The organism is Alteromonas sp. ABV4_515 (genome assembly GCF_056160345.1).
The window spans coordinates 149434-163018 of sequence record NZ_JBSWWZ010000003.1 but is presented as its reverse complement, the minus strand read 5'-3'; the positions used below and the strand labels follow the sequence as shown (position 1 = coordinate 163018).

General features: G+C 47.9%; 11 protein-coding genes. All 11 read right to left on the bottom strand.

Going from position 1 to position 13585, the window contains the following annotated elements; translation table 11 throughout:
- Positions 1–39 precede the first annotated feature (39 nt).
- Positions 40–1551: a sodium/proline symporter PutP gene (gene putP, locus ACXAGX_RS08440; protein WP_474817981.1), complete on the bottom strand. Its 1512-nt coding sequence runs from the start codon at positions 1549–1551 to the stop codon at positions 40–42.
- 136 nt (positions 1552–1687) lie between these two features.
- Positions 1688–3181, bottom strand: coding sequence for a methyl-accepting chemotaxis protein (locus ACXAGX_RS08435; RefSeq protein ID WP_474837733.1), 1494 nt, complete (start codon positions 3179–3181; stop codon positions 1688–1690).
- 18 nt (positions 3182–3199) lie between these two features.
- Positions 3200–4057: a diguanylate cyclase gene (locus tag ACXAGX_RS08430; protein WP_474837731.1), complete on the bottom strand. Its 858-nt coding sequence runs from the start codon at positions 4055–4057 to the stop codon at positions 3200–3202.
- A 122-nt stretch (positions 4058–4179) separates the two neighbouring features.
- Entirely contained in the window at positions 4180–4887 is a 708-nt protein-coding gene (locus ACXAGX_RS08425) for a DUF3379 family protein (RefSeq protein ID WP_474837729.1), read from the bottom strand.
- On the bottom strand, positions 4880–5395 hold the full coding sequence (locus tag ACXAGX_RS08420; protein ID WP_474817985.1) for a sigma-70 family RNA polymerase sigma factor: 516 nt from the start codon (positions 5393–5395) through the stop codon (positions 4880–4882). Before ACXAGX_RS08420 ends, ACXAGX_RS08425 begins: the two co-directional genes overlap by 8 nt.
- A gap of 116 nt (positions 5396–5511) precedes the next feature.
- Positions 5512–7368 carry a DUF885 domain-containing protein gene (locus tag ACXAGX_RS08415; protein WP_474837727.1) on the bottom strand — a complete coding sequence of 619 codons (1857 nt, stop codon included), beginning with the start codon at positions 7366–7368 and terminating at the stop codon, positions 5512–5514.
- Between the two features lie 49 nt (positions 7369–7417).
- Entirely contained in the window at positions 7418–9142 is a 1725-nt protein-coding gene (locus ACXAGX_RS08410) for a BatD family protein (RefSeq protein WP_474837725.1), read from the bottom strand.
- 3 nt (positions 9143–9145) lie between these two features.
- Complete coding sequence (locus ACXAGX_RS08405; RefSeq protein WP_474837723.1) at positions 9146–11104, bottom strand: VWA domain-containing protein; 1959 nt, start codon at positions 11102–11104, stop codon at positions 9146–9148.
- Positions 11101–12120: a vWA domain-containing protein gene (locus ACXAGX_RS08400; protein ID WP_474837721.1), complete on the bottom strand. Its 1020-nt coding sequence runs from the start codon at positions 12118–12120 to the stop codon at positions 11101–11103. The genes ACXAGX_RS08405 and ACXAGX_RS08400 overlap by 4 nt, the downstream gene beginning before the upstream one ends.
- On the bottom strand, positions 12113–12640 hold the full coding sequence (locus ACXAGX_RS08395) for a DUF4381 domain-containing protein (protein ID WP_474817990.1): 528 nt from the start codon (positions 12638–12640) through the stop codon (positions 12113–12115). The genes ACXAGX_RS08400 and ACXAGX_RS08395 overlap by 8 nt, the downstream gene beginning before the upstream one ends.
- Positions 12640–13584: a DUF58 domain-containing protein gene (locus tag ACXAGX_RS08390; RefSeq protein ID WP_474817991.1), complete on the bottom strand. Its 945-nt coding sequence runs from the start codon at positions 13582–13584 to the stop codon at positions 12640–12642. The genes ACXAGX_RS08395 and ACXAGX_RS08390 overlap by 1 nt, the downstream gene beginning before the upstream one ends.
- Between the last annotated feature and the right edge of the window lies 1 nt (position 13585).

Below are 13585 nucleotides of genomic sequence, written 5' to 3'. Positions count from 1 at the left end.
ATCTTTCAATGAATACGCCGGCCCATCCTATAAGTTCATCTATTTCTTAAATTCAGTCAGCTTTGCACTAAATGCATCAAACACATCAACAACACCTTCTCTAGGCGTTCCACTCTTACTCAGAATGATGATGGTCAAACTCGATAGAATAAATCCTGGAACGATTTCGTACATCCAGCTACTCAAGCTTTCACCGCCAATAGTGAATGGCAGGTAAATCCAAAGCAGCACCGTAACCGCACCCACAATCATACCGCCTAGCGCTGCTCTGCGGGTCATATCACGTTTAAACAAGCTAAACAGGACGAGTGGGCCAAACGCTGCACCAAACCCAGCCCAGGCATTACTTACCAGTGACAGAATTGTACTGTCTCTGTCGTAAGCCAGATAAATTGAAACCAGAGCAACAAGGATAACCGAACCTCGTCCAGCCAAAACTAATTCTTTGTCTGACGCATCACGACGCAGGAATGCTTGATAGAAGTCACTGGTTAATGAACTTGAGGTCACCAACAGTTGCGAGGAAATGGTACTCATGATGGCGGCCAGAATCGCTGCCAGTAGGAATCCGCCGATAAACGGGTGGAACAGCAATTGAGACAGGTGGATAAAAATGGTTTCGGGATCAATGGTATTGCTGTTTGCGGTAACATAGGCCAGTCCGAACAGGCCTGTCATCAGCGCACCAATGATAGACACAATCATCCAGCTCATACCGATACGACGCGCGGTTGGCACATCGCCCACCGAACGAATGGCCATAAAACGCACAATAATGTGCGGTTGACCAAAGTAACCTAGACCCCAAGCGAGTAAAGACACGATACCAATAAGCGACAGTGCTTCTCCGGTATCAGCATCGGTGAAGGGGTCAAATAGTTGTGGGTTGATGGTCGAAACAGCGTCAACGGCTTGGCCAAATCCGCCTAGCTCCATGATCACCACAACGGGTACCATAACCAGTGACACGAACATGATACAGCCTTGCACGAAATCGGTAATACTTACCGCCATAAAGCCACCGAAGAGGGTGTAGGCAACCACCACGCCGGTCGTAACATACAAACCGGTTTCATAACTGAGGCCAAATGAGCTTTCAAACAATTTACCGCCAGCTACAACGCCCGAGGAGGTGTACAGGGTAAAAAAGATAACAATTACCACAGAGGCAATAACCCGCAACAAGCGACTGTTATCGGCAAAGCGGTTCTCAAAATAATCGGGAAGTGTGACTGCGTTGTTAGCAACTTCTGTGTAGATACGCAGGCGAGGAGCCACCAAAATATAGTTGGCGAATGCGCCAGCCACTAAGCCAACGGCTATCCAGCCAGAGGATATCCCAGATACATACATCGCACCGGGCAGACCCATGAGCATCCAGCCACTCATGTCTGACGCACCGGCAGATAACGCGGTAACTGCAGGGCCTAATTGGCGACCCCCGAGCATGTAACCTTCAACGCTGGTATCTGTTTGTCGGTATGAGAATAACCCTATACCGAGCATGACCGCAAAATAGATGCCCAGGGAGATTATCGTACTTATTTCCATCGTATTCCTTCCTGTTTTTTTCTTTCATGCTAACAGGAAGTAGATACAGTCTCTATGGCAGTCTGGTTTATCTATCGGAAAATTCGGTTCGCTTTTGTTTGCAATGATTTTAAAAACAAAGGGTTACTGAATTCTATTAAACTCTGAATCGACGGACTTTACTTTCAATATTACCGCTAATATCGTTCAATTGCTCACTAAGTAACCCGACCTTGTCTGCATTTTCAGACACAGATCCTGCCAGGGAATTAATGGCTTCCACCTTCGCATTTAGCCGTGTTGCGACTTGATTTTGCTCTACGGCGGAATTTGCCACCTGGGCATTCATGTCGTTGATGGTTTTAACATTGGTAATGATCTTATCCAGCGCATCTATGGCTGCTGATGATTCATCAATGGTACCGGAAAGGGTTGCTCTGGTGGTTTCCATCATGCGACTGGAGTTATCCGAAGAAGATTGAAGCTCCTTAATGACTTCTTCAATTTCAGCCGTCGATGCCTGCGTTCGTTGAGCCAGTGCGCGAACTTCGTCGGCCACCACCGCAAAACCCCGGCCCATTTCTCCCGCCCGGGCAGCTTCGATGGCCGCGTTTAAGGCCAGCAGGTTAGTTTGTTCGGCAATTCCCTTAATCACCACCAGTATAGTGTTGATTTGGTCACTTCTATTTTTCAGTTCATTGATTTCCAGCGATGTTTCACCAATTTCTTTTCCAAGGTGTTTTATTTCGCCAATGGTTTTCTGAACAATACTATTGCCGTTGATGGCTAATTCATTACATTGATTGGTTTTTTCTGAAGTGATACTTGCATTAGACGCCACTTCTTCTATCGCTTTAGTCAGTTCGGCGAGTGCCGCAGCAACCTGCGCCGTTTCTGTTTTTTGCGTGGTGGTTGAAGAATGGTTACTGCCGGCGCTATTGTGGATGCCGGTGGCACACTGTTTTAAATCATTCGTGTGCTGAATGATTTCCGCAATGAGTGTTTGTAAATTACCAATAAATTGATTGAACGCTTGAGCCAACTGACCAATTTCATCTTCCGTTTTAATTTTTAATCGCATGGTTAAATCGCCGTCACCTTTGGCGATGCCACGTAACGCTTCTACAACCTGATTAACCGGCTTAATGACGTAGCGTCCAAGGACAAACCAATTCACTATCTGCAAAGTAAGAAGAATAATGATCGCGAGAATGATAAACATTACTTTAGTCGCGTTGAGCAAGCCCTCATTGCTGTCCAGCCTGAATGTGATGTCAAGCACGCCCACCTTTTGTTGACCATTCCAGATCACATCGATTTTTTTGTTCAATACTTGATCGGGTGACGGGGCGGTCTCGTTTGCGTTGGCCTCACCAATGGCTCTGCTGCGGTGGTCGTAAGCTTTTACCATTTGCACATAGGGCAATTTAACGAAAGACGTCAGGATATTGCTTGTTAATTCCTGATCATATGAAAACACCGGTTCCTGAAGCACCACTGCCAACATGGTGGTGGTATCTTCAATCTGTTCATCCCGCTGATGATTGAAATACATCGAGGTGAACATGTAGGCCACCACAAAAGCAATCACCATTACGGCGGCAGATACGCCTGCCAGTAAAATCATACTTCGTTGTTTAATCGACGTCATTTGTTGCCTGTTCCAAAATTAATGTGCAGATACATCCAACCAATATGCTTTTTTGTCGAGCGGTGTGTCGGCATGAAGGGCGGGATTATCAATTCTCAAAATGGTGCGTTGCTTCAAATTGGCCTTTGTCAGCACATCCTGAATCATAGGGTTGCTAAAAAATAGGTCATCAAAGCTGCCATCATCGATTGCGGCATTAAAACCGTTGTAAATAAGGTCGTGTAGCAATTGGTTATCTTTCTTCACATAGAAGTACATCGCGAAGGGATAAATGAGCATGACGTTTTCGTCGATTACAAGGTTTAGCTCAGGAAACCGATTTACTTCCACCCAAGGCTCGTGGACAGCCCGCGGAAAATAGTCGAACCTGCCGCCTTCCAGCATAGAAAATAAGTTGTTAAATTTTGTTGTAGTAACAAGGGGGATTTGCGCACTTTTCAGTACCTCGCTATCGCCCCAAAAGCGACCCTGTCCGGCCCTTAGTTGTTTTAAATCGTTCAGTGTTTTGATGTTTTTAAACGTGTCTTTATCTTGTTCCCGAATGATGAATATTCTGTGCCCGAGCAGTCCTTTTAACGCCGGAATTCGCACAGCCAGCATGTTTTCATCTTTATCCTGGGACGCGCCAGCCCACATGATATCCATTTCACCGGTTTCGATATCCGCCATCATTTGTGCTTCATTTTTTGTAACGGTATCAAATGTAAAATTGATATCTTCGTCGTTTTTAGACAGTGCCAATGTAAGGATATCGAGAAGCAGTTGCTCTTTCTCTTCTTCAATCTTTTTAAGCTTTACGGTCAATGCCTGAGCCTGTGTAAACGGCAGGGCCAGTAAAATTAGGAAAATGGCTAACGACTTAATTGATAAACGCATTAACTTCTCACGCAAACGATGGATCAGAAAGAATTGAACTTCTTTAAGTTATAGACGCGTTTAAAGGTGAGTCAAGGTGAATGCCGCCGCAAAGAGTCTTTTACGGCAACACGAAGAGGGGCTTAGGCTGAGAAGGTGATACTGCGTTTTACTTTTTGCATGAGCGGGGCTAAGTCAGCGCCTTTTTCACCCACAACCATAATACTGGCTTTTTGTAGCGCCCAGCTTTCACCGTGGTACTGGTTATCAGCAAACGCGTCGGGGACATTCTGGTCGCGTTTCTGCGGCATAATAAACACCGACATGGGGCCCTGATCTGTGTCGAGGATTAAATGTAGGCTCTGCGTTGTATTCAAATGACAATAATTCGCTACCCGCACGTTACCAATGGATGACACCAATGTGCCGCCAAAACCGGCAAGCTTAGCGTTGATTAGATCCATGTTTACCGCAACCGCTGAATGAGATTGCTCGGTTTCTGCATAGCGCATGTGAGCAAGGGCTTCATCGCCTATGTTTACATTAGCCCCGTGCATAACCACAGTGCCTGTTACACCTATTGTCAGAGCAACCGATGCAGCTAGACCGATGTACCAGGGTGTCCGACGTTTGTGTCGCTTTAGTTCTTCAGACTTTTGCTCCCAAATAAGTTTGTGGGCTAAATTGTCTGGGACCTGCACTTTTAAAGCCTTCATCAGATCATCGTCTAATTGTTGCAGGCTGTTTTTTAACTGTGCTTTGTCAGGATTTTTGGCAGCAATATCCGCTACCTCTTTGTCAGTCGTGTTTGGATTGGCGAAAACACGACGCCGAAAATCTAAATCATCCATTTTGACGACCTCTTTGTTGTGAAGATTCCTGCGCTAACATGTCTTTGAGTTGATTCCGGGCACGAAATAACCGCGTCATCACCGTGTTCTTGTTCAGTGATAGTTGTTCAGCAATTTCTTCCCCGGAATAGCCAAATAAAAGTTGTAAAAGAAGTGGCTCTCGATAGTCCATGGGGAGGCGGGCAATTAGCACGCGCAGCTCATCAGATTCATCTTGCGGCACAGCATGGAAGGCATCATCAGACACACTCACATCATCTATATCGACTAAATCTAATTGTTTGCGTTCAAACCGCCGTGCATTTTCCCGTCGCACAATAGTGATAAGCCAGGATTTTGCTGACTTTTCATCTTTTAACGCGTCGAGAGAACGCCACGCCCGCAGGAACGTTTCCTGGACCACGTCTTCGGCGATGGTTGGGTCACGGGTGAGCCAATAGGCATAGCGATAAATATCGCCATGAAAGGCATGCACCAGTGTTTCGTATCTTTGCTGTTTTTCTTTCATGCAAGAGTAGACCTGCAGTACCCGCAAAAACTTTCGTGTTTTCTAAATTATTTTTAGCCTAGAGGGGTGAAGGTAAGAAGGCAATCAGAAATCTGATTGCCTTTGAAGGAAGAAGCTTACATTGACTGCTGTTGTTTAACCCATTTATCTATTTTTTGTTCCAATACAGACAGGGGAACCGGACCATCTTTTAGCACTTCATCGTGGAAGCCTGAGAGGGAGAATTTATCTCCTAATGCGTTTTTGGCTTTTTCACGCAATTCCATGATTTTCAGCTTACCAATCATGTATGCGGTTGCCTGGCCTGGCAGAGCAATATAACGTTCAATGGCTTTTACCACATCGTGCTTCGGGTTTGGTGTGTTATCTAGCAAATACTGAATCGCTTCTTCTCGCGACCATTGTTTGTCGTGGATGCCGGTGTCGACCACCAGACGACAAGCGCGCCAGAGCTCCATGGCAAGACGGCCAAAGTCGGAATAGGGATCTTCATAGAAACCCATATCCTTTGCCAGCTCTTCAGAATACAACCCCCAGCCCTCGGTGTAGGCGGTTGCACTCAGAAACTTCTGAAACTGAGGAATTCCCTCCAACTCCTGAGCAATAGCCCTTTGCATGTGATGGCCAGGAATGCCTTCGTGAAAGGCCAATGCTTCTAATTGATAACTGGGCATGGCTTCCATGGTGAACAGGTTGGCGTAATAGGTGCCCGGGCGGCTGCCATCCTGAGACGGGCTTTGATAGAAAGCTTTCCCAGCCGATTGTTCACGGAAAGGTTCTACCCGTTTTACCACCATTTCTGCTTTTGGCAGCAAACCGAAATAGTCTGGCAGCGCATCGCGCATCTTATCAACCGCAGATTTTGCATCTGCGAGATACTGCTCTCGCCCTTTATCGGTGTTTTCATAATAGAACTGGGGATCGGTACGCATGAACTCGAAAAATTCAGTCAGCGTGCCGTCAAAACCAACCTGTTGTTTAATGGTTTCCATGGCGTTGTGAATGCGCTCAACATTCTCCAAGCCTATTTGATGGATCTCGTCGGCGCTTAGGTCGGTGGTGGTGTACCAAGCAAGACGATTGGCGTACCACTGATCTGCATTGGGTAAGCGCCAAACGCCATCGCCCTCAGGTGATAACTGGCGCTGCTGGATATATGCTGCAATGAGGTCTTCATAGGCAGGTTTAACCGACGTAACGAGGGCGGCTTTTGCCTCACCTAACAAGGTTTGTTTCTCAACGTCATCTATATCCAGTTTGTTCACTTTGTTCTGGAAATCGCTCCAGATCACAGACGGTGCTTCCGATGCATCGAAAGGTGCGCCGATAATCACGTTTTGCGCCGCTTTCACCATTTGGTCATAAGACCACTTGGGCGGAAACACGCCAGCTTCTTCCCGCACTTTCATTTGTTCGATAACTTGCGCAAAGTATTCATCCACTTTGTCGAGGCGGGAGATATAGGCTTTCGCATCGGATACATCTTTAACCTGGTGAATATTCGCCAAAAAGCTCGGAACCTGGGTATGCGCCGCCCGGAACTGTTGAACAATGTAGGTGTGATGTCGGAACGCATCGTTTGCCAGTTCGCGGCTAAGACCATAACGATAGAGTTCAACACTGAGCTTTTCCTGTTCGCTCAGGGCTTCTGTATTGAAACTGTCGAGCTCTTCAAGACGGTTTCGCTTCAGTGCTGCGGTTTGGTCTTTATATTCATCGCTGATGTCATCCCACTCACCATAATTCCATTTTTTGCCCAGGTAACTTTGAAATTGTGGGGAACGTTTAAGATCTTCTTCAAATGTACGGGCAAAAAAGGCTTCCAGGCGTTCAGATTCGCTCTGATTTGCGATGGTTTCGGTAGGGGCTTCAACTCTGTTGTCAGCGGGGTTTTCCGGTGCAGGTGAACAAGCTGAAAGCGCTGCAACCAGCAGCGCCAGCGGGGTAAGTTTTAGGTTTCGATTTGTGCTCAAAAAGGTGTCTCCCATAGTCGTATTATTATGATTACGGAAGACACTGCATTTACGATGAACGGCCTTCCGGATAAAGCGGCGAAAGAGAAGCTGTTGACGCGCTTTTTGGTTGCCCGCGAACGCTACTAATACGCTTTAACAGTGCCTTTCTATCCCATTGCTGCCTGTTTTCGCCATATTGACACGACAGCATGGCGTTAATCTGCGGCTGAAGTCCAGATTGAGCTAGCCAACTGTCTACCGACTGTGACGAGTTGAGAGTTTTCAGGTGACAGATAACCCAACGGTGTAACGCCTGCTGAATTTGCCCGGGTGTTCCCGTTTCGATAGTTTTAGAAAGTGTGTTGAACGCTTCCTTTTCACTACTATTAAAGGTGCTTGCGGACGGGCTCGTAATTTGAGGGCGTTCTGCCTGATTACGTTTGAAGTACAGAACAGTCATTACCCATCCAACAATGGTAAGTAGCCACAAGGATGCAAAGACATAAATCCAGAGCATAGAAACGCCGCTTTGCGATTCACCGCTCACCATTGAAGGGGGCGTTTGTGCTGTAGGCTCTTTGGAGGCCGGTTGGGGCGTAGCCGCGGGCTGCTGTATCGCTGGAACGGCAGGTGTTGCGCTGGCTGCAGCAGGGGCAACTTCTATGGAACGAGCAGGTAAAGTTGCGTATTCGGTACTGCCCGTTTTCACGTTAAACCAAGGCACTTTCACTTCAGGCAACACGAATTTTCCGGCCTTTGTGGGAATCATCGCCAGAGTTTCTACGCGGTTCGCAATCAGGTGATTGCCACGGTTAATTGTCGCTGTGCTGGCCTGATCAGGATACAACTTAAAGTCAGGCGGATACATTTGCGGCAGTTCAGGCAGTTGTTCTTCTACCACACCATCCGCCGTTAGCGTAATTGTGCGGGTAACCGGCTCGCCAACAGTAAACGCTTCCTGTTCCGGCCATTCTTCGTTAATCGCCACATATTCACTGGGTAACCAATAATAATCGATATCGGATGGGATAGGTTTTACGTTAATTGAGATATCCGGACCCCGGCGATTAATGCGTTTCGTACGATTAAAAAAACCAAAGCGGGCGTTGGGGTCTTCTGCCAACACTTCACCACTAAAAACAGGCCCACGGATGGTAAAAGTCCCTGATGATTGAGGCACCACAGCAAAGTTTCGTTCAATGACTTGATAGCGTTTGCCATTCACAATATCAGTATATTGTTTGTCTTCACCTAATTGCTGGATTTGTGCATTTTCAAGTTCTGGTGCTTGCAGGCTACCGCGCTCAATGTTTGAAGCCAGGTAAAGTTTCGTGGTGTACAGAATTTGTTGCTGCAAATACACATCACTGGATTTTACATTAGTGGTGAGATAATAGTCGCGGGCAGGTTCATCGCTACCAGACCGCACGGGAATTACTCGAACGGTAATCGGTTTGGTTTTTTTGCCTTCAATGTCGATGGCGGGAATCGTGAAATTTCCTTCGCCACGAGGAAATAGGGTGGTGGTCCAGGTTACGGTTTCCTGTTTATCAAAATTGATAATCCGTGTATTGGAACTTACCGATGTACGGCCGACCACGAAGTCTCCCAGCAGTGCTGAGCTATCGAATGCTTCCCGTGCCGGATCGCCTTCTGCCACTACCGTCAGTTGAATAGCTTCATCCACCATCACCGGGTTCTTGTCTATTGTTGCTTCAACGCGGGTGACGTCTGCAACTGCCGACTGCATCACCAGAAAAAGCGTTAAACCTAATCCAATCAGTTTTTTCATTTGCTACCACTCACTCCGGTTTGACGGCGGTCCCTGACGACGGCGCTGCTGCGCTTCCAATTGCATTTTACGTTTCAGCAAAAATGCCGGGTCATCGGGAATTCGCTTCATCAAATTATCCAGTCTTTGCATTTTTTCTTTCTCTTCATCAGTCAGTTCAGCGGGTTGTGCCTGAGCTTGTTGAGCCTGCTGCTCACCTTCCTGTTCCTGCTCATCACCAGGTTTTTCACTTTGCTCTTGCTCCGGTTCACCCTGTTCAGACTCGTTGGATTGCTGATCTTGCTGCTGGTGATTATCTTGTTCAGATTCATCCTTCTGACCGTTCTGTTGCTCTTGTTGCGACGAATCCTGTTGACTATTTTGTTGTTGCTGTTGGTCTTGCTGCTGATTGTCGCTTTGCTGCTGATCTTGGTTTTGCTGTTGGTCCTCACCGTCTTGATTTTGCTGATCTTGATTCTTTTCCTGATCATCCTGCTGTTGCTGATCTTGACGCTCTTGCTGTTCCTGTTGCTCTTGCTGTTTTTTCATTTCTTCCAGCAACGCCTTATTGGCTTTCGCATCGGCATGATCTGGATCACGGGCCAGTACTTTGTCGTATCGATGAATTGCATCATCAAGCTCACCAAGTTGAGCCAGCGCATTGCCTTGATTGTAAAGTGCCTCTGTGCTGTCAGATTGCGAGAATTGCTTCAGCGCTTCCTCAAAATTGCCAGCATTGTATGCAGCGGAGCCTTTCCATAGCGCGGATCGGAATGTGTCTTCAGCCGTTTGATAATTCTCGGCGGAATATTCCTTTAAGCCCTGCTGGTCGCGATTAAGAAACGGCTTCTCATACCATAAGGTGGCGGGAACTTCCGGTTCTGAAGCGGCTTGCTGGTCTTGCTTTACTACCGCCGGCATCGACTGTGCAAATGCAGGTTGGGAGGCCGAGAAAAACATTGGCGTCAACAATAGCGCAATCAAAACCCCGCGACGAAATGCGTAAGCAGCAAAGGGCAGCAATACAATCAGTAACCAAGGGCCAAGTTCTGCCCATTGGTCGCCATCCTGACTGGTTTGTTCATCGGTTTCCTCTGCATCTGCACGCAATATCTGCTGTTGGGTTAGCGCACGAATGTCAGATTCATCAGCGGTGAATTTACGATAAGTACCGCCACTTGTATTGGCGATAGCCTTTAACTGTTGGCCACGTAATTTCGGAATAACAATCTGGCCACGCTGGTCTTTCACCAGTTGCCCATCTAACTGACGAATCGGCGCGCCTTCTTCGGTACCGATTCCTAAGACGTTCACCGTAAACGGAAGATCACTGATGAGGTCTTGTAAGTCCTGGGTCTGAGACAGAGTAACACCATCGGTGACCCAGTAAATGTTGCCACTTTGATAGCCCGCATTGGATAGCAATTCTGCTGCCGCCTGAATTCCAGAGTACGGATCGCTTCCTGGTACCGGCATGATTTCCGGGCTCAAGCTTGGCAACAGCGCAGTAATATTGGTCGCGTCAGAGGTTAACGGGCTAATGGTGAATGCATCGCCAGCGTATGCTACCAGGCCCATTTCACCCTCATCAATGGTGTTGACAAGGTCGATCGCTTTATATTTTGCCCGGGTTAATCGGTCGGGAGTAACATCGGTAGCACGCATAGACAATGACATGTCAATTAACACCACATTACCTTGCTGCACCTGAAAAACCGGTTGCGGCAAACGTTCCCAAGTGGGTCCGGCAAGGGCAAGTACTGCCAGCAACCAGCCCCAGCCGAGCAGGCTTAATGAAGCTTGTTTTTTCGCAATAGCCTTTCCTGAAATCAGATGGTCGTAGAGATGTGGCGGAATGACACTTTGCCAACCAGACTGACTTTTGCGGTAGCGCCTAATCAGCAGTAGCATCACCAGCAGGGGGATAAGTGCAATAAACCATTCGGGCCTCAAGAAATGGAAATCTTGTAGTGGAAAATTCATGCCCCACCTCCTGAGCTAGCCTGACCACGTAAACGGTAGCCCACATTTCTCAAGCAATAAATCAGTGCGGGCAGGGCAGATAACAACAGCCCCAACGCAAGGGGATAGAAGAATAATGCTGTTCGAGGCCGCAATTTCCTCGCTTCGCCTTTTATGGGTTCAAGTTGGTCCAACGTCTGATAAATATTTTCCAGCTCTTCGGCATTGCGCGCTCTGAAATACTTCCCACCGGTAGATTCGGCTAAATCAGTCAGCATGGCTTCATCAAGTTCCTGAGAAGGATTTACCTGACGGCTGCCAAAAAAGCTGCGTATAAGCATTTCGTCGGCGCCTACACCGATGGTGTATAACGTAGCACCACTTTCCACTGCGAGTTCTTTTGCCTGTGCCGGGGTAATGTTACCCGCGGTGTTTTGTCCGTCTGTGAGCAGAATCACCACATTATTAGATTCGTCACGTTGCTTAAAACGTTTTACAGCTAGGCCGATGGCATCACCAATAGCCGTTTGTTCACCCACCAACCCGATGACCGATTCGTCGAGCAAGTCAGCGACAGTTTGACGGTCGTACGTTAGTGGAGCTTGCAAATAAGCCGTGTCGGCAAAAAGAATTAAACCGAGGCGATCGCCAACCCGGCGTTTGATAAAGTCGTGCAACACAGATTTAATCATGGTCAACCGGTTAACCTGTCGACCATTTACTTCCATGTCGTCTATTTTCATACTGCCGGACAAATCTACGGCCAGCATAAGCTCGCGGCCTTCATCGGGAATGCTTACCGGCTCTCCTAACCACTGTGGACGTGCTGCTGCGAAAACCAGGCACAACCACGCTAGCAGGGCGATGATTAACATCCATTTGGAACGAGCCGGTTTACGGCCGCTGGCAGTTTCACCTGGAAGTAATGCGGGTACTCGCAACGATGCGCCTTCCGCGCGCGGAACCGCAGGAAGTAATAAAAACAGGAGTGGTAAAGGCAGGGCAAACCACACCCACCACCAGGCAAATTCAAACATGAGTAGCAGGCTCCCTGACTGAACGACGTAAGGAGAATGAGTAAATATTGGCGTGGCGAATCCAGTGAGATACCGCGATTTTAATTTTCGATGTTTGCTGCGAGGTGGCCGCTGATTTCTGATAGAGCAACGTATTCATGTCGGTGAAAGGTTGCTGTGTAGCGGCTTGATGTTTTTCCGGCAACCGCTTCATGAGATAGATTGTCCACTGGTCACCATACATTGATGCCACATTGGAGGCACTATCGTAGTGGCGACTGACGCGTTTTAATATTTGATTCAACGTGGCAATGGCGTCTGGCGATTCGGGATTTATTTGTTCAACCAACCTTAACGCCTGACGCTTTGCCAGGTTAAATTGACGGTAACGTTTCCAAAGCAAAATGCTGCTTACAATCAACAGTATGACCGCAATGATAATAACCCACCAACCCCAGGCCAGAGGCCAGGCGCTGACATCCGTCGGCGTGTGGATGGCTTTTAACTGATCAAGCGGGTTCGGTGCTGCGGTTTGTGGCATTACCTGCGCCCTCCTAATGCTTCCATTTGCTGATCGAGGGGGAGTCCGGCAGAAATTCGGCTGTACTTTACCAGTTTGGACTTGAAGGTTTTTTCTATGTTCACGCTAACGCTGTCACGCCATTGACTGTATCGCTTGTTCAGCGATTTATCACCCAGCAACCAACTTTGATCGGTAAACCCATCGGTCACACTGACCTGTTGTGCTATTGCCACATCTGGCAGTGAGAAATCCATGGGGTCGTCAACCCGAATTGCTTGCACATCGCAGTGTCGAGCTATGTGGCTAAGCGGTTGCTCGGCACTTTGCTGTAAACTTTCGAAGTCGGAAATCAAATACACCAGGCTGCCAGGCTTCGCCAAACGACGCAGTCGCATGCAGGCATCGGTAAATGCGCCGGAATTGTGGTTTGCTGCAGGGGTACTTTGTACGCGGATAAGCTCGTGGCACATGGATAATACGGCACGTTGACGAGATAGCGGTTTGCACTCCCGGTGCATGCCATCGTTGAAGATGAGCGCGCCAACTTTATCGCCACGGGCTGCGGCGGCCCAGCTCAGTAGGGCTGCAATATGCGCTGCCTGTACGGATTTCAGCAACAACTGACTACCAAATTGCATACTGGCGGTTAGGTCACACAATATGAATACAGGGCGCTCTCGTTCTTCACGATAAATTTTGGTATGCGTTTTACCGGTACGTGCTGTCACCCGCCAGTCAATGGCACGAATGTCGTCGCCAGGCAGGTAATGACGCGCTTCGTCAAACTCCATGCCGCGGCCTTTTTGACGACTGAGATAGCCGCCAGACATCATTGCCCTGGGCGGGGACATAGGCTTCTGATTCAGAAGACGGGTAAGTTGTTGATATCGTATCAATTCCGGAAGAGACAGATGTACCCCATCGGTTTTTAACGATGCCAGTGCCTGTTGTGCTGCTGTCATG

Excerpts from the sequence above, each read along its gene's own strand:
- ACXAGX_RS08400 (WP_474837721.1), bottom strand. The coding sequence starts at position 12,120 with ATGTTTGAATTTGCCTGGTGGTGGGTGTGGTTTGCCCTGCCTTTACCA.
- ACXAGX_RS08405 (WP_474837723.1), bottom strand. The coding sequence starts at position 11,104 with ATGAATTTTCCACTACAAGATTTCCATTTCTTGAGGCCCGAATGGTTT.
- ACXAGX_RS08435 (WP_474837733.1), bottom strand. The coding sequence starts at position 3,181 with ATGACGTCGATTAAACAACGAAGTATGATTTTACTGGCAGGCGTATCT.
- ACXAGX_RS08430 (WP_474837731.1), bottom strand. The coding sequence starts at position 4,057 with ATGCGTTTATCAATTAAGTCGTTAGCCATTTTCCTAATTTTACTGGCC.
- ACXAGX_RS08395 (WP_474817990.1), bottom strand. The coding sequence starts at position 12,640 with ATGCCACAAACCGCAGCACCGAACCCGCTTGATCAGTTAAAAGCCATC.
- ACXAGX_RS08420 (WP_474817985.1), bottom strand. The coding sequence starts at position 5,395 with ATGAAAGAAAAACAGCAAAGATACGAAACACTGGTGCATGCCTTTCAT.
- ACXAGX_RS08410 (WP_474837725.1), bottom strand. The coding sequence starts at position 9,142 with ATGAAAAAACTGATTGGATTAGGTTTAACGCTTTTTCTGGTGATGCAG.
- ACXAGX_RS08425 (WP_474837729.1), bottom strand. The coding sequence starts at position 4,887 with ATGGATGATTTAGATTTTCGGCGTCGTGTTTTCGCCAATCCAAACACG.
- putP (WP_474817981.1), bottom strand. The coding sequence starts at position 1,551 with ATGGAAATAAGTACGATAATCTCCCTGGGCATCTATTTTGCGGTCATG.
- ACXAGX_RS08390 (WP_474817991.1), bottom strand. The coding sequence starts at position 13,584 with ATGACAGCAGCACAACAGGCACTGGCATCGTTAAAAACCGATGGGGTA.